Origin of the sequence: Pseudomonas sp. MRSN 12121, assembly GCF_000931465.1 — a bacterium.
In the GTDB taxonomy this organism is placed as follows: domain Bacteria; phylum Pseudomonadota; class Gammaproteobacteria; order Pseudomonadales; family Pseudomonadaceae; genus Aquipseudomonas.
On the sequence record NZ_CP010892.1, the window covers coordinates 2,045,138 to 2,058,802 of the forward strand.

The 13,665-nt window shown below is 56.9% G+C and carries 22 protein-coding genes and 1 other RNA gene; 1 reads left to right on the forward strand and 22 read right to left on the reverse strand.

Going from position 1 to position 13,665, the window contains the following annotated elements; translation table 11 throughout:
• Positions 1-39: 39 nt before the first annotated feature.
• The 3 genes from TO66_RS32370 to TO66_RS09345 form a co-directional block, all read right to left on the reverse strand.
• Positions 40-1,098, reverse strand: coding sequence for a DUF4062 domain-containing protein (locus TO66_RS32370; RefSeq protein WP_082061052.1), 1,059 nt, complete (start codon positions 1,096-1,098; stop codon positions 40-42).
• 161 nt (positions 1,099-1,259) lie between these two features.
• The gene (locus tag TO66_RS09340; protein WP_044462068.1) at positions 1,260-1,823 is read right to left on the reverse strand and encodes a phage virion morphogenesis protein; all 564 of its coding nucleotides are present in this window, start codon (positions 1,821-1,823) and stop codon (positions 1,260-1,262) included.
• 8 nt (positions 1,824-1,831) lie between these two features.
• The gene (locus tag TO66_RS09345; protein ID WP_044462069.1) at positions 1,832-3,088 is read right to left on the reverse strand and encodes a PBECR2 nuclease fold domain-containing protein; all 1,257 of its coding nucleotides are present in this window, start codon (positions 3,086-3,088) and stop codon (positions 1,832-1,834) included.
• A gap of 63 nt (positions 3,089-3,151) precedes the next feature.
• Between TO66_RS09345 and TO66_RS09350 the strand changes: the two genes are divergently transcribed.
• Entirely contained in the window at positions 3,152-3,511 is a 360-nt protein-coding gene (locus TO66_RS09350) for a hypothetical protein (RefSeq protein ID WP_044462070.1), read from the forward strand.
• Here the strand turns inward: TO66_RS09350 and TO66_RS09355 are convergent.
• From TO66_RS09355 to TO66_RS09440, 19 genes are all read right to left on the reverse strand, one after another.
• Positions 3,508-5,064, reverse strand: coding sequence for a DUF935 domain-containing protein (locus TO66_RS09355; RefSeq protein ID WP_044462071.1), 1,557 nt, complete (start codon positions 5,062-5,064; stop codon positions 3,508-3,510). The genes TO66_RS09350 and TO66_RS09355 overlap by 4 nt on opposite strands.
• The gene (locus tag TO66_RS09360) at positions 5,064-6,617 is read right to left on the reverse strand and encodes a hypothetical protein (RefSeq protein WP_044462072.1); all 1,554 of its coding nucleotides are present in this window, start codon (positions 6,615-6,617) and stop codon (positions 5,064-5,066) included. The genes TO66_RS09355 and TO66_RS09360 overlap by 1 nt, the downstream gene beginning before the upstream one ends.
• Positions 6,614-7,129: a DUF3486 family protein gene (locus TO66_RS09365; protein ID WP_044462073.1), complete on the reverse strand. Its 516-nt coding sequence runs from the start codon at positions 7,127-7,129 to the stop codon at positions 6,614-6,616. Before TO66_RS09365 ends, TO66_RS09360 begins: the two co-directional genes overlap by 4 nt.
• A gap of 3 nt (positions 7,130-7,132) precedes the next feature.
• The gene (locus TO66_RS09370) at positions 7,133-7,441 is read right to left on the reverse strand and encodes a hypothetical protein (RefSeq protein WP_044462074.1); all 309 of its coding nucleotides are present in this window, start codon (positions 7,439-7,441) and stop codon (positions 7,133-7,135) included.
• On the reverse strand, positions 7,438-7,770 hold the full coding sequence (locus TO66_RS09375) for a hypothetical protein (RefSeq protein WP_052506101.1): 333 nt from the start codon (positions 7,768-7,770) through the stop codon (positions 7,438-7,440). Before TO66_RS09375 ends, TO66_RS09370 begins: the two co-directional genes overlap by 4 nt.
• Positions 7,767-7,988 carry a TraR/DksA C4-type zinc finger protein gene (locus TO66_RS09380; protein WP_052506102.1) on the reverse strand — a complete coding sequence of 74 codons (222 nt, stop codon included), beginning with the start codon at positions 7,986-7,988 and terminating at the stop codon, positions 7,767-7,769. Before TO66_RS09380 ends, TO66_RS09375 begins: the two co-directional genes overlap by 4 nt.
• Positions 7,975-8,598 carry a hypothetical protein gene (locus TO66_RS09385; protein ID WP_044462075.1) on the reverse strand — a complete coding sequence of 208 codons (624 nt, stop codon included), beginning with the start codon at positions 8,596-8,598 and terminating at the stop codon, positions 7,975-7,977. The genes TO66_RS09380 and TO66_RS09385 overlap by 14 nt, the downstream gene beginning before the upstream one ends.
• Complete coding sequence (locus TO66_RS09390) at positions 8,595-9,227, reverse strand: transglycosylase SLT domain-containing protein (protein WP_044462076.1); 633 nt, start codon at positions 9,225-9,227, stop codon at positions 8,595-8,597. Before TO66_RS09390 ends, TO66_RS09385 begins: the two co-directional genes overlap by 4 nt.
• Before the next feature lie 2 nt (positions 9,228-9,229).
• Entirely contained in the window at positions 9,230-9,481 is a 252-nt protein-coding gene (locus tag TO66_RS09395; RefSeq protein ID WP_082061053.1) for a putative holin, read from the reverse strand.
• Between the two features lie 35 nt (positions 9,482-9,516).
• Positions 9,517-9,858 carry a hypothetical protein gene (locus tag TO66_RS33230; protein ID WP_156162048.1) on the reverse strand — a complete coding sequence of 114 codons (342 nt, stop codon included), beginning with the start codon at positions 9,856-9,858 and terminating at the stop codon, positions 9,517-9,519.
• Between the two features lie 124 nt (positions 9,859-9,982).
• Positions 9,983-10,453, reverse strand: a complete 471-nt coding sequence (locus TO66_RS09405; protein ID WP_044462079.1) for a hypothetical protein — start codon at positions 10,451-10,453, stop codon at positions 9,983-9,985.
• Entirely contained in the window at positions 10,453-10,890 is a 438-nt protein-coding gene (locus TO66_RS09410; protein WP_044462080.1) for a Mor transcription activator family protein, read from the reverse strand. The genes TO66_RS09405 and TO66_RS09410 overlap by 1 nt, the downstream gene beginning before the upstream one ends.
• Positions 10,887-11,303, reverse strand: a complete 417-nt coding sequence (locus TO66_RS09415; RefSeq protein ID WP_044462081.1) for a gp16 family protein — start codon at positions 11,301-11,303, stop codon at positions 10,887-10,889. Before TO66_RS09415 ends, TO66_RS09410 begins: the two co-directional genes overlap by 4 nt.
• A 12-nt stretch (positions 11,304-11,315) precedes the next feature.
• Positions 11,316-11,753, reverse strand: coding sequence for a hypothetical protein (locus TO66_RS09420; protein ID WP_156162049.1), 438 nt, complete (start codon positions 11,751-11,753; stop codon positions 11,316-11,318).
• A gap of 5 nt (positions 11,754-11,758) precedes the next feature.
• Positions 11,759-11,829: hammerhead ribozyme type II (locus tag TO66_RS32375), an RNA gene on the reverse strand.
• On the reverse strand, positions 11,828-12,040 hold the full coding sequence (locus TO66_RS09425; RefSeq protein ID WP_044462082.1) for a hypothetical protein: 213 nt from the start codon (positions 12,038-12,040) through the stop codon (positions 11,828-11,830). Before TO66_RS09425 ends, TO66_RS32375 begins: the two co-directional genes overlap by 2 nt.
• A 27-nt stretch (positions 12,041-12,067) precedes the next feature.
• Positions 12,068-12,571 carry a hypothetical protein gene (locus tag TO66_RS33880; protein WP_256243110.1) on the reverse strand — a complete coding sequence of 168 codons (504 nt, stop codon included), beginning with the start codon at positions 12,569-12,571 and terminating at the stop codon, positions 12,068-12,070.
• A 1-nt stretch (position 12,572) separates the two neighbouring features.
• On the reverse strand, positions 12,573-13,031 hold the full coding sequence (locus TO66_RS33620) for a hypothetical protein (protein WP_044462083.1): 459 nt from the start codon (positions 13,029-13,031) through the stop codon (positions 12,573-12,575).
• Between the two features lies 1 nt (position 13,032).
• Positions 13,033-13,656 (reverse strand): DUF3164 family protein, encoded by a 624-nt coding sequence (locus tag TO66_RS09440; protein WP_044462084.1) that lies wholly within the window; start codon positions 13,654-13,656, stop codon positions 13,033-13,035.
• Positions 13,657-13,665 lie beyond the last annotated feature (9 nt).

A 13,665-nucleotide genomic window follows, 5' to 3' on the forward strand; every position in this document is an offset into this window, starting at 1 on the left:
TGTGAAAGGGCTGGCGGCATTACTGAGTATCAGCGGGGTTTAAGACTGAGCGGCGGGAGTCAAGCCGGGTTTCCGTTTAGCTCGCAGTCTCGTCATGACTGTGTCGCCATATGGCGTAAGCGTCCAGTAAGTATCTGTATCTTTCACACTTCGACTCTTGCTACTTTTAGTTATTAACCCTAAAGCGCGCAGCTGAATTATTATCGTCCGATAATCCTCGTCATGAACGGACAGGCTTTTTAGTCTCTTGTTCGCAAACTCTTCATCACCTGCCAGCTCTTCCAAACAGCAGTCACTCGTCATTTTATTTAGGGCGTCAAGGATTACTGCGTCGTTTGCCTCGTTCATCATGAATGGCGAAAGTGCGGAAAATATGCTGTTCCAGGTTATATTCAAAACATGTGTATGCCTCGTAACTTCTCCTCCCCATGCGGCTGTTGATACAGTAAAGTCGTAGCCTATTTCAAACCCATCATCTCCTTGAGCTAAACTGTCTGATCCCTCTGGCGCAGTCTGAGTGGCTGATTGAACTTCGCTCTCCAACTCTTCAATGCGACGCCGTAGTGTAAGAATTTCCTCCGCCGCACTCACACTTGGCATCAAGTCGGCTCTAACCCATCCAATGGCTGGATTACTTTTAATTAGCTTCACTAGGCTACGGCTGACCTGGCTTCCCAAGTCAGCTGGGCTCTCCCAAAACCGACATAGTTTTGTTTGGACTAATGCTTGAAATTCTTTGAGTTTGTTTTTTCCCTCCTCAGAAGCCTCGCAACGATTTGAGGGCAGATTCCCGGGGGCTTTATGAACAAAACCAATTACCGGCTTACCTGTTTCTTTTGCATACCGATACTCCATCTCGGTGTAGCTAAAACCATCTGGTCCGATGGAACCGTATCGGCCACCTAACAGGACAATGTAGTAATCGCTGTCATCAATTACTTTTTTTATCAAACTCCATTGGTCTTCATTAGCTGCTGGAAAAAGCTCCATGCCGGAGGGAATACAATCAAGCTCAAGCAACGCTTGCATGACCTCTTGCCTTTCCTCCTGTAAGTCTTGATAGGTTGAACTGACAAAAACCTGATAGCGTTTTTCCATGGTTTCGATGGCTCCATGCGTTTTTTAGGAGGACTGGTACCGACTCAATGCATTAGGCCGGCTTTGAGCCAATCTAACGTAGGTCTAACGCCTGCTTGTAGCGATATTTGTAACGACGTACCAATCCAATCAAAAAACGCCGCCAGCGAGCTGTGAGACAGTCATCTGTCATCCGGCGCCAACAGATAGTTTTGAATGATCAAAATGATTTCGTTCTCATCTTCAGAGGACATTCCTAAATATGGGCGGGCCTCAATCTCGGTCACGTGCGAACCACGGCTGACCCACTGCGCAAAGTTTGATTTCCGCTTGCTGACAAACCGGTTGCCGACCGAACCGTCTTTACCCTGACGGAAGTACACCTGCTGCGACCTGGCGGCGTGCTCGATCTTCCCGCCTTCCTGGTGGATAGCGCCATAGGGCCGGTCGGTACCGAAACTCATCTCAGTGCTACTGACGCTATGCCGCATGGTGTCCTGGAGCGTTCCTTTGTCCCGCAGGATGCGTCCACCTTTCTTGCGTGCCAGGGTTGACGCCGCCAGTGGCGCCCAGGGCGAACCATCCGGCGCCACCTGCTTAGCAAAGCGATCATCGGTCGACTGGTGCAGGTATTCCGCAATGTCGTTGAAAGGTGTTGTGAGGTCGCCCAGGCGTTCGACCAGTTCATCCAAGACCTTGCCGATCTGGCTTTCGTCGATGTTTACATCCAGCATGGCACCGGCCATATGTCCTCCTATTCGGCTCTACGATAGAGCCGTACACCCAGGCGCAACGCTTCCAGGTACTGCTCGCTGTCCTCCACAAAACCAGTGGCGCCAGTCCAGTCATCGGCGCCCTGGTCAAACACTGCGACAGCGGCTTGCCCTTTGACCTGGAAGTGGGCCAAGTAACGACGACGCAACACGGCCTTGCCCTGATCAGGCAGCCACTCAAGCCGCGCCCAAACTTCGTCCGGGGCTTTGATCGCCTCGGCGAGCAAGGGCAACTCACGCGGCAAGACATGGGGCGCCAACTGCACAGCGCCGGATTTGGCACCACTGAACATCTCCCGGCCTATTATCAGGGCGTCGCCTGTCACGTCGCGAAACACTGCCGGTGCGGTGTCGGCGCCGAACTCGCCCAGGAACTTGGCGACCGCCTTTGGGGCGGACGTGCTGACCGGCAGTAAACGTCCTGCAGGAACAGACCGGGGCATCGGCAATGCGCCTGCTGGACGACTGTTGGGCAAGCCTGGTGCTGGTACAGCGGGATGTTTACCAGGTGCCAGAGACGAATCGTTGGCGCGCAGCTGGGGCACCGAGTTAGAGAGACGGGATTGACCAGGTGCATGCTCGAAACCTGGATCAATACCTTTCGGCACCCGGACAGTGCGCGGGCCATTGGGGCTGTTCTTGCCAATGACTCGGTCTTCCCATTCGATCTCTGGAGCAGGGCCGACCTTGAGCCCCATACGTACCAGATCCCTGTCCGACGCCATGTACTTCTTACACTTGCAGCCCCAGCCGTTCTGCGGTGTGTGGTAGGCCCACCAGGGATCATCCAGCGGCAAGGTGATGCCATTCCAAGCCAGATGCTGCGGGCGTGGGTGTGCGCTGTCACCGTGCCGGTACACACCGTAAGGACGGCGCTTGCGTAACTCCGGGTCGGCCATCTGCGCTTCGCGGCCAGCGTTGTAGGACTGCCGCAGGTTGGTTTCCCAAATGACGTTTGTGCGCCATCCACGCTCGCCCTGGTACTGCCAGCCGTGTTTGCCCACGACCTGGTCAAAGTCCTTGCGGAACTGCTCCAGGGTGGTGCCGGTGGCAATGGACTTTTCAACGGCACCGCGCAGGTCGGCCAGCAGATCCCGCTTCACGGCACCAGCCACGACAAACGCATAGTCGTGTTCGGCGGTGTAGATGTCAGTCCAGGCGCGGGTCGGCAGGCTGACCTTGCTACGGAAGTAGTCGATCTGCTCTTTAAATGGGAGTGAGCCGTGGGAGACGGCCATGTGCTATACCTCAGACTCTGAAAATATGATCACTGCTCATCAAGCCAGGAATAGGAGTGCTTCATGAACCTCGCCGCCTTACGTCACATCGTTGAAAACAATCCAGAACTGATAGAAGAGAACGTTCCAGAAAGAGGCAATTCAGCAGCAACGATAGGGGTTGCCAAATTGCTTGTCGGTAACAACGGGAACGTAGCGGCCCTTTCTGAAAACCAGCGTTACCACTATGAAACTTATATTCGTCCGTTAGTTGAGAGCGTCCCATGTGACGGCATCTTTAGCGCTGACGCGGAAGGTGAGCACGATGGATGCATTGGTAACGGCATCATTGATGACGACGATTTAGAGGGCTGCTACATCTTGGATGAAATGCTTTGTCAGGAATGCCAAAGTCTTCAAGCCAGAATGGACGCCGATGATTAAAGCCCCCTCAAAATGTCATCCCGTCCAGCCAGGCTGGCAGCAGCCAAACCATCGGCAATAGCATCAGCCAGTTGGCCGGTGGTCATCGCCGGATAGGTCTCGATCAGCCGATCCCGGAATTCCTCCAGGCTTTCGACCTGGTCGAGCAGATCCTTGATTTGCTCGACCAGGTCATCCATATGACCCTCCACTGACTGCTCCAACGTCCGCACCTGGTTATCGACAATGTCCGGCAATACAACCGGCTTTGCAGGCTTTTGCTCGCTGTTCAGCGCCTGGGCCGTGGGCGTCTGAGCTGACTCCGCAGGTTTGCCCAGCAGCTTGGCGCCCTGGGCTGGTTCAGGAATGCCGAGCTTGTCGCGAACGACTGATTGCTCAACCTCCAACCCAAGCGGCACTAGCTCTTTTAGGGCAGTAACCAGGAGCGTCGTGTTTTCGGGCTCTGGGACATCAATGATTAACTTCGGATACTTTCGACCAGGTGCGAAGTTCAGTTCACACCAGGGCCGGACAAAGTAACGGTTCAACGTGTTTGAGAGCGCCTTTGCATCGGCTAGCAGCAGATCAAGGCGGACCTCATTATGGACCTTGGCCTGGGCCTGGCTGGAGCCGTCATCGGCCGACATGGTTTGGCCGACCACCGCCTTACTGACTTGCTTGTCCCACCACTCAGCCAGCCCCTTGAAGAAATCACCGGCACCGGCCACGTTCGCGGCCTGGGTGAATTCAATGCGCATACTGTCGGGGATCACTGCGGCGGCATCGCTGCCCAGGTTCGCAACTGCTGACATCAGGGTCAGAATATCGTCCTTGCTGGCCCCAGGCCCATAACGCCCCACGCGCATGGGCATCCCGAAGATGTCGGCAAAGCCCATCCAGTCTTTCCATGTCCAGGCCTTACACATGTAAGCCACAGCCGCGAGGCGGGCCAGGCCGCCCCGGATTGGCAGGCCTGACCGGATGCGCGGCAGATGCACAATAAACTTGTAGGGTGCCAGGGCCACCCCATTAATCATGTCGGCCTCATCCAGCAGACGCAGCTCCCGGCCGGTCTCGCGGTCGAATTGAAAGAAGCGCTGGTCGCGGGGCTCAAAGCGCGATGGGTTCCAGGTCTTGCCGCTGCGGTCCCACATGATTTCGGAGACGGCATAGCCCTTGCCCATGGCATCGGTCAGGTCGGCCTGGAGTTCGCCGAACTCAGCGGCTCCCACCAACTCCCGAAGCGCATCTGCTCGGCGGACATCTTCCGCGTCATCGCTGGCGGCTTCGACTCGAATATTCAGCCCGGCCAATGCCAGTTTGCGAGTGCCCAGGACAGAGGCGTAATGCAAGTCTCGCTCTTCCATTTCCTCTGCGAGCGTGAGGTAGTCATGGGCCGACCCTTCGGCAGCCGCCCGCAAGATGCTGTTGAGGCGGCCAGGTGTCAGTCCGCTTGCAACTGACGGGTGCCAAGGTTGGCGAACGCCAGTGATACGGGCTGCGGCCAGTTCTTCCGTGAGCTTGTCGTACTGGATAGGTCGGCCGTACTGGTCGACGATCTTGGACTGAGCCATTACCAAATGCCTTTTTGAGAGCGCCACCCAGCGCCCAGCCGGATATCACGATCCTGTTGGGCGGCCGGTTGGACTCGGTGGAATTCAAATACTTCAATGTCCTGACGGGACGCATAGTCAGCCAGGACGGCAGCGATACCGGCGTCGCCGTGACGCTTGGCACCGGATTTTTCGCTCTTTTCGTTGGTGCGCTTCTCCGGGATTCGGGCCACACCTTTGACCACCCGGAAGGCGCGCACATCGCCGACCACGTCTTTGTCAGCCGGAATGTCGTAAAAGGTGTCGTCTTCAAGCGCAGCCTTGAAGGGCGGCATGTTGTCGCGATACCAGCCCTCGGTCAGCATCACGCGCTCAATGCGGTTAAAACCGTATTCGACGGCGGTATCTTCTGACAGGTTGGAGCCGTTACCCCTAGCGTCATCGGCGCCTTTGATGAAGTTGGGAAGGCGGTCGAGGATGTAGAACTTGATCTGCCGCTGTTGTTTGAATGGCACGTTACGCAGCTCGACAACAAAGGGCGTGCGCTTGCGCAGGTTCTGCTCCTTGAGCAGTGGCCAGATCACCGACAGGTCTCCAGTCCGTCCAAAGTCCATGCCGTAGTAGCTCTGTACATCCAGCGGGATGGCGTCAAGCAATGGCTTCAGGTGTTCTTCACACCACTCCAGGGACTCGGCCAGGCGCAGATGTTCATCCAGAACTTCATATCCTGGCGGATACGCCAGACGCAAAACCGGCACGTCGCGATTGCTGCGCTGTTCGACCAGGGCAAGACTGAGGAAGGCACCACCGCCCTGGGACGGAACGCAATCCAGTTCCTCATCGGCAGCATCGCCATAGAAGTCGTACACGTCCTGGACCCATGCGGCTTCTTCCTCGGGCCGGTATTCGATGCCTTTACGCAGGCAAACCCGGTGATAGAGGCCATCGTCCACGGCTTCGCGGAACGGGCAGCGGAACAAGGCTCCCTTACGCTTGCCCGCACGAATATCGTTGATCAGCTCATTGAAGGCGTTTTCTGTGCCGTCGTGGGTACTGATTACATGAACCTCGCCGCCCCAGATCAGGAGTGCCAGCGCGGCTTTCAGCAGCTCGGCCAAGTCCTGGTGAAATGCCGCCTCGTCGATCACAACAACACCCTGACGCCCCCGTAGGTTGGACGGCCGACTGGTCAGCGCGACAATGCGATGCCCGCTGGGGAACACGATGGTGTAGGTCTTAATGTGTTTGTCTGGATCACTATCAGGCCATATGCCTTCCTCAATCTCTCCGGCTGCATAGTTGAATGCACGCGACCACATGGCGCAGGCCTGGATGTACTCGACAGTCATGTCCTGGTTGTAGCCCAGGTAATAAACGGTCTGGCCACCAGCTGGTTTTTCAGCTGCGGCGACCAGGACATTGTCTGCGGCCTCTGCCCAGGTCAGGCCAATACGGCGCGACTTTTCCCCGACCTTGAGTGGTGCACGAATGCCGATCCATTCTTTCTGGTACGCGAGCAGCACGGCTGGGGCGCTGAGGCTGGCGGTGTTATCCAGGACCAGGGGCAAGCTCAAGATGCCATCCCCAAGATTTCGCGTCGGATTTCGTCAACGGTGTCAGCACTCAAACCGCCTTTCTTGGCGATCTTCTCGACGCGCGCAGCAGCAGCCTCTGTCCTCTCCCGCCACTCGGCCTGCCATTTTTTCTGCACCACCGAAGCTTTACCCAGCTCAGCTACGGCCTTGGCCACCTTCGGCAAGTCAAACTTGTTGTCGCCCTCAGTCATCAGCAGCTTAAACAGGTGTTCCTGGACCAGGCGCATCAGCGCCTCGTTGACAGCGCCTTCCTCATCTGGTGCAGCAGCCACCACGGCGCGGGCCTGTTCGCTGGCCATCTTCAAGGCCGAGAGCTTGGACTCGAAATCCTGGCCGTAGCGATGCAGCGCTGACTTGCTGATCGAATAGCCCTGGGCCGACAGCTCGGCAGCAAGGCTTTCGTACTCGCTAAAGTTGTTTTCGGCCAAGGCCTTGTCTAGCCAATCCTTAACGGCCTTGGGCAGGCTGGCGACTTTGCTGCGCGGCGGCATTGATCAGCTCCAGTATTTTTCGGGGCGGGCAATGCCGGGATTGCAAGGAATGGTGTATTCGGCGATGTCGACGCCGTAGTGGGTTAGGCCACAGATCCAGACACCGTTCGGTTGTTTGTCCAGGGTGACCAGGTGACGGTCGGCCAGGTAGTCGAGTTCGCGTCGAAGCTCCATAGTTGTGGAGTCGGGAAAGATGCCCTGAATAGTTGCAAGGACGACGGCTTCGTGAGGGTCCACAGGACGGGATGTGTCCAGGGTCTTGATGATGTACCAGCGTAGGGATTCCCTGCGCACTTTGGCGGGATCAATCATTGTTTCATTCCTTTAAGTTGAACGTTTTCTAGCTTCAGTGCCAAGGCATCCAGCTTGGCCTCGATCACGGTTTGGTTGCGCACGTAGTCTTCGCGGCGGACGTAATGCAACGGCATGTCAGCGCGCAGACGTTCAAAGCTGAGTTCAAGGTTTCGCAGCCGCTCGCCATCCTTGGCGACGGCATTAAAGCGGTCATCCATAACCGCGTTGCGCTGATCCAAGCGCCTTTCCATTTGCAGCAACAGGAGCTTTACCAGTCCGGCAAAGCCACCAAGAACCGTCACGCCTACGCCGATCAACTGCCACGCAGGCATTTCGATCATCATCATTTGAAGCCCCTTTTTTCGCGGCGGGTTTGGCACTCGGCACAGAACTGCACACCCTCCATGGCATTGCGCCGCCCCTCGGGAATCGGCATTTCACAATCAGCCATCTGGCAGAACTCTGCGGAAGGACCAGTCAAGGTTTCGCGTTGTGCCAAATGCGCTGCTAAAGCGCTTTCGTTGTGGATCGCCTCCAGGTGGCTGGCGAAGTCATCTGCTTTCATTCAGAGCCCAATCAATCATGCGGTTGAGCTGCGCCCGACAAGCTCCGTACTGCTCGCCGTTGCGCACCTGGTTGAACAGGACTTGAGCCTGACCAATGCCGGAGTCGAGTTCGTCAGCGGCTCCGGCTCTGCTGGACGGCGCAGCAGTTCCGCTGGTGGTGTTCTGGGTTGGCATTGCGGTACTGGCGGTGCTGACTCCGTTGGCTGCGTTCCACACGCGGACAAAGCCAGTAGTGAAAACGCAAGCAGGTAACGGCTCGGGCTGCGCACCGATGGCGCGCCGGTAAAGGTTGGTGACATAGGAGATTTCCCCCGTGAGTTTGTCGGTGGTCTTGCGCAGGTTGTCCCTGGTGTCCGCAAGCTGGCTGGCCAACTGGTTGCCCTTGGCTTGTTCAGCCTGGAGATCAGCCAAGGCGCGATCTGTCGCGGCTTTTTTTTCCAGGGCGTGGGTCTCGCGCAGGATGGCGATTTCGGCTGCGCCATTGGCTTTGGCTTGCGCAAAGCCCTGGTCATAGCCGTCCTGGTGGTTCAGATGCAGGCCATACACCACGATGACGACAAGGGCGACGTACCAAGTTGCAGGGCTTAAAAGATTGAGCAGGTTTTTCATTGGCAGACTCCCTGGCCCCAGCCAGCAGCGACATATAGAGCTTCCCAGCGCAGCAGGATCAGGCGTGGGTATTGACGGTTTTCCTTGAATGCGGCGGCCGAGCGGCCATCGTTAAACCGCTCGACGGAGTTGAACCAGGTCAGCGGATCTGCCCCTTTTGCAGATGCCAACTTGCGGTCACGAATGACCCACCCCAAGCCGCCGTTGTAGGAAGACAGGAACATAGCGGCCTGTTCGCACGGGGTGCGTGCCTTGACCTTGGCATCCAGCCAGCGGTCATAGCTGACCAGCGCTTGCATGGACCAGATGGGGTTATACGGCTCGACCTTGCCCAAGGCCTTGGGGAACAGATCGGCTAGCCAGGTCGCGGTCGAGGGCATCACTTGGCCCAAGCCTTGCGCACCGACCGGCGATTTTGCGTCGAACCGCCAACGGCTTTCCTGGTGGATCTGCGCGGCGAAAGTCGCGACCGGAGCATCCAGCCCCCACTCGGCCTGGGCAATGCGGGTTAGGTCGCGTCGATAGTGTTCGGCCTGCTGGGGGATCTCGGCCTTGGCCTGGCCGTAAATGGCCAGGCCCGCGACCAGGAGCAGAAACAAGACAGAGGAACGGATACGGAGTCGCTGCATGTTCAGAGCCCCAGGGTCAGGCCGAGGATGCACGCAAGGACGACCAGGGCGCGGCGAACACCGGCCATGGCTCGTTCGGCACGCGCTACTTGATTGGGACGGGCATAAGGGAACAAGGCCCGGTCGATCCAGTAACCCAGGACGCCACCCAGGGTTACCAGGCCTGCCTTATAAAGGACGACCGGGAGTTTGGTGGGGGCGACCAGGGCCAGGCAGATCAGGAGTGCGAGGGTGATCAAGGTCCAGTCGGTCATGCGAGGCGCACGCGGGCGCCGCTTCGGAAAGTGGGTCATTGGGATGCTCGCGGTGATTGGATGGTGGCGCGCAGGGCGGCCAGGTGCTGGGCAGCAATCACAGGATTGCCAGGCACATGAACCGGAGCGCGATAGTCGGCAGTGGCTGGAGTGGCAGGGCTTACAGCGGGGCGAAACTTCTCGCGCTGGCGAACATGCTGTTGCGCTCGATCTTCACCGAGGGAAACATGGTCTTGAACCATTGCCTGCCATTCAGCAGGAACTTTGGCCCACAGCACCTCACGGGCGGTATCGCTCCCGGCTGCGAGAATCAGTTGTGCATGCTGACGCGGCCATTTAGGCCGGGTGATTCTTGAGTAAGAAGGGGCTTGCTGCATGGTGCGAACCTGCCGTTTAAGGTAACGGGGTCAGGTTCGCGTAAAGAGGGGATTGATTGAGTATCAGCGGGGTTTAAGAAAAAGCCCTGCTCGGTGGCAGGGCTGGATATCGCTGTATCTGATTTTAAGTTGGTCCAAGAATGCCGTTGTCGCGGCTGGCCTGAATGGTCTTATATGCGCCGATATGAGTAAGCCCACTTTCCCCTTCACCCGGAACCCTTAGCGTTAGATACATTGCAAGGATGCTCGCGCAATTCCAATCGGTCTTTCCATCACCAAGGGCGCTATAAACCACATCCAACAATTCATAATGCGTAATTGGAACCTGCGCTGCGTCCAGCTTCTGACGAGTAAAGATAATCATATTGCCAATATTCTCTGCCTCTTGACCCTTGGCGAGATTGTTATGACATTGCCGAGCCGCGCGCTGAGTCATTTCAAGCAACTGTTCTTTTCTTTCATTCGTTGAAGCTACGCCGCGCTCCTGATCTCTCTCCGCAAAGATGTCCGCTATAGATGAGTTGGTATACGCCTGTGCAAATGCATTTGGAGCAAGCATTAGTAGGGTGACTAGCGCCACAACATTCCTTTTCATCAGTGCAAAGTCCTTTCGTCAAACCCAAATAGATCAGGCTCATTTTTGCGATGCAAAGCCCGTTGGCGGCGGATGATCTCATAAATGGTCTGGCTCGCAAGATCGTACTTGCGCACCAGGTCTGGAATTGGGGCGCTCTCATCCCTCCACTCACGGAATATGGCAGCGTCCCGCATAGCCCGCTTTAAGGCATCCCCCCTAGGCAAGTAGATCACCCCGCCGCCCATGGTCGAGCAAATGGCAAAGACAACATGACGGGCCAGTTCGGGGGCGGTAGATGCTGGTCCCATTTCGGTAGCCAGCTTGGCCTCGGCAATCTCCACCATTTCCCTCAATGACCCTTCCCAACGAGAAAGGACCGTGGGGTCTTGCATGCTGTCCAAAACCTTTTTCGCATCCAGGTTGTCGATGTCACCAGGAAACATTTCATCGGTCATCGCTCAGGCCTCCCATTGCGGCGTGCATCATAGGTCAGTGCAGCAACCATCTTATGGAGCTGGACAGGGTCAAGCCATTCCGCACGCTCGACCTTGAACATACGTTTCGCCATGGCGTCGACGTATTCCCAGGGGCGCTTCGCCTCGGCCAAAAAAGCCTCGACCTTAGCTATCAGCTTCGCCCGATCTGGAACCGGCGCTGGGGCCTTCCGACCTTTAGCTTTCACCTTCGATGGCTGCCAACCCAGCCGAGTGAACTCGGCAAGTACCTGGCCAACTTGCTTCGGTGTGAGGTCTTTGGCCGAGCGCACACCGGTCACCCGAACCAACAATGCCCGGTACGTGTCATCGTCCATGCCGAGGTCTTTCTTTGCTATGTGGATCTTGCTCAGATCCAGGTTTCGTCTATTCACTTTTTTCTCCCTTCAGTGCGAAGTCGGGTCCAGACCGCTTTCGGTGATACGGGTGATGCTGGTGTTATTGGCCAGCAGGTGTTTTTTCAGGGAGTTGAAGCTTTTCCAGGACCAGTCATAGGTGATGAACTTGACCGCCTCTCTCTTCGTTGCTTCGCGCTTTCCAAAAAGCTTCCGGTAGACCTCGATATCCTTCTTGGTATGAAGGGCACGAGTCACCTTGCGCATGAATCGGCGAGTTTCCTCGTGTTCGGGTTCGCCGGTTTTGTGGTCGCAGGCCAGCCAGATACCCTTCAAATATCCATTCACATAGACCGTCGTCTCCCAATTCTTTTTAGTAGGGTTAGTCATCTGCACTAGGTCGATTTCAAACCCATCACACTTGAGCTTCATGCTGCCCCACGGGCTCGTCATCTGCTCCTTCAATGCATCCCAATCGGCTTGTTCCATTACGTCCTCGGCTGCTCATCAGTACCGGGCAACCACACCCGGCAGACCGTCCCGGAAGGCCGGGGCGGTTTCGCTCAGTGGAGGGTTGCGTTACTAGGCTGGCGGCGATGTGCTGGGAGTTCTCCCAGGATCTGCTCACAAGAGGCCATCCCCCAAAGCATGTCGGAGATAAAGCAAGCGGCGGATCGGTGGGCTGTACCAGTTGGCACACCCGACATGTCGAGGGTGACTGTCGGTGCACCATTGTCGGCGCGGCTGTCTTCTAAGGTGAAAATGATCTTGGCCATAAGTAGTTCCTTGGTTCCTGGAAAAAGTTAAATGCCCAGGGCTCGAAAGCCTGGCTGGTTGCTGCGAGCGAGCCACTGAATGAAACGGGCCAACGCCGTCAGTCCCTCGCGCTGGTTGGCAGCCTCTGGCACGCCAGGTACATAGAGTGTTTTGTTGTCGATGCGGGACAGGCGGGCGTTCACCTCGACAATCTCGCGAACCTTCTTTTCCTCGCCGACAGCAATGCTGATGCCGCCTTCTGGCACCTCAGTGCCGAACTCGATGTGGCCCGAGGCAAAGCAATAGGCAGTGATCAACGCGGCCTTGCTGCCGCCTGCGACGTAGGAAAAACGGTGCACCGCGGGCTTGCTGTTAGATTCGAGGCTGATCGTCTCTGCCCCTGCAACCTTGGCGCCTGGATGCAGCTTATTGATCAATGCAGAGCCAGCCAGAAAGGCGCTGATGGTGGAGGATGCATTTGCTTTCGCACCCTGCGTCGAGGCGTGATAGGCACCGGTTCTGTAACGGATCTTGATATCGATCAGTTCCATATCACTCTTCCTCCTGGTCGTCGTCCGTGGGTTCGATCTGGAACGGGAGCGGGGAAAAAGCCTCTACGGCTACACGCAACGCAGCCTTGAAACCTTTCCGGGCTTCGCCCTGTATCTCAACGCGCTTACCGTTGGCCCCTTGAAGAACAATGTCCGTGTCGTCCGGCGCGTCGACCAAGCTCTGTAGTTGGTCGATCTGTTTGCTGTGCCAGTTCTTGATCCTGTTGAGAATCTCGATCAGATCGCGGTGGCCAACTGGTTTGCTGCCCAGTACCTCATCGAACAAAACAGCGGACTCCTTGAGTTCCACCAGGCGCGCTGCTGCATGCTCAAACGACAGGCCATACAGCCAACCGCTACCGTTGCCATCGGCGGTGTCGTAGTTGAAGGAATAGAGGCGCCAAGTAATGCCATTGACCACTGGTGCCACGTCGAGTGTGAGGCAGGGTTTCACGCTCATCTCATACCCCCGCGATATCAAGGCTGATGGGCTCGTATTGGTCCGTATCGCCGACACGCTGATACACGCGGATATAGGACTTAGAGCCGACAACCTGGCATGCGTCGCTGATGGCCTGCATTGCCCGCTGCCAGCGCTCATCGGTGATTTCCATCCGGCGCAACGCAAGGACGCGAGCGGTGCGGATGTCGCCTTTCTGGTCGGTGCGAAAGGCGTCATTCACGAGGGTGACGACCTCTGGCCGAGCCCCGGCCGTCCAGTCCCGTAGACACTCGTCGATCAGTGCACGGGCTGCCTGTAGGCGCTCGTCAAACGCGATGCTTTCCTGTACTGCGCGCAGGATCTTGTAACGGCCGTCAAAGCTAATCAGGCTGACATTGCCCTTTTTGCCGCCGATCTGAGCGCCGTACTGCTCGGCACTGAGTTCAACGAACGCTTCGATATCGCCAAACGCTGCCGCCTTGAATTTCGCCAGTACGGCGCTGGCGGCGCGGGCTTGTTCAACCAAGGCAAGTACCAGAGCGTCACGCTCCAGGTCGATGGGTTTGATCAGGGTTTCGGGAATCAGGCGCTTTTGCGCGTCGACCCGGTAGCCTTCGGGGATGGCCTGTTGTTGTGCGGTCATTGCAAGGTT

Excerpts from the sequence above, each read along its gene's own strand:
- TO66_RS09355 (WP_044462071.1), bottom strand. The coding sequence starts at position 5,064 with ATGGCTCAGTCCAAGATCGTCGACCAGTACGGCCGACCTATCCAGTAC.
- TO66_RS33620 (WP_044462083.1), bottom strand. The coding sequence starts at position 13,031 with ATGAGCGTGAAACCCTGCCTCACACTCGACGTGGCACCAGTGGTCAAT.
- TO66_RS09395 (WP_082061053.1), bottom strand. The coding sequence starts at position 9,481 with ATGACCGACTGGACCTTGATCACCCTCGCACTCCTGATCTGCCTGGCC.
- TO66_RS09405 (WP_044462079.1), bottom strand. The coding sequence starts at position 10,453 with ATGAAAAGGAATGTTGTGGCGCTAGTCACCCTACTAATGCTTGCTCCA.
- TO66_RS09380 (WP_052506102.1), bottom strand. The coding sequence starts at position 7,988 with ATGAAAGCAGATGACTTCGCCAGCCACCTGGAGGCGATCCACAACGAA.
- TO66_RS09385 (WP_044462075.1), bottom strand. The coding sequence starts at position 8,598 with ATGAAAAACCTGCTCAATCTTTTAAGCCCTGCAACTTGGTACGTCGCC.
- TO66_RS09410 (WP_044462080.1), bottom strand. The coding sequence starts at position 10,890 with ATGACCGATGAAATGTTTCCTGGTGACATCGACAACCTGGATGCGAAA.
- TO66_RS33230 (WP_156162048.1), bottom strand. The coding sequence starts at position 9,858 with ATGCAGCAAGCCCCTTCTTACTCAAGAATCACCCGGCCTAAATGGCCG.
- TO66_RS09390 (WP_044462076.1), bottom strand. The coding sequence starts at position 9,227 with ATGCAGCGACTCCGTATCCGTTCCTCTGTCTTGTTTCTGCTCCTGGTC.
- TO66_RS09340 (WP_044462068.1), bottom strand. The coding sequence starts at position 1,823 with ATGGCCGGTGCCATGCTGGATGTAAACATCGACGAAAGCCAGATCGGC.
- TO66_RS09370 (WP_044462074.1), bottom strand. The coding sequence starts at position 7,441 with ATGATTGATCCCGCCAAAGTGCGCAGGGAATCCCTACGCTGGTACATC.
- TO66_RS09375 (WP_052506101.1), bottom strand. The coding sequence starts at position 7,770 with ATGATGATGATCGAAATGCCTGCGTGGCAGTTGATCGGCGTAGGCGTG.
- TO66_RS09440 (WP_044462084.1), bottom strand. The coding sequence starts at position 13,656 with ATGACCGCACAACAACAGGCCATCCCCGAAGGCTACCGGGTCGACGCG.
- TO66_RS09365 (WP_044462073.1), bottom strand. The coding sequence starts at position 7,129 with ATGCCGCCGCGCAGCAAAGTCGCCAGCCTGCCCAAGGCCGTTAAGGAT.
- TO66_RS09425 (WP_044462082.1), bottom strand. The coding sequence starts at position 12,040 with ATGGCCAAGATCATTTTCACCTTAGAAGACAGCCGCGCCGACAATGGT.
- TO66_RS33880 (WP_256243110.1), bottom strand. The coding sequence starts at position 12,571 with ATGGAACTGATCGATATCAAGATCCGTTACAGAACCGGTGCCTATCAC.
- TO66_RS32370 (WP_082061052.1), bottom strand. The coding sequence starts at position 1,098 with ATGGAAAAACGCTATCAGGTTTTTGTCAGTTCAACCTATCAAGACTTA.
- TO66_RS09350 (WP_044462070.1), top strand. The coding sequence starts at position 3,152 with ATGAACCTCGCCGCCTTACGTCACATCGTTGAAAACAATCCAGAACTG.
- TO66_RS09420 (WP_156162049.1), bottom strand. The coding sequence starts at position 11,753 with ATGGAACAAGCCGATTGGGATGCATTGAAGGAGCAGATGACGAGCCCG.
- TO66_RS09345 (WP_044462069.1), bottom strand. The coding sequence starts at position 3,088 with ATGGCCGTCTCCCACGGCTCACTCCCATTTAAAGAGCAGATCGACTAC.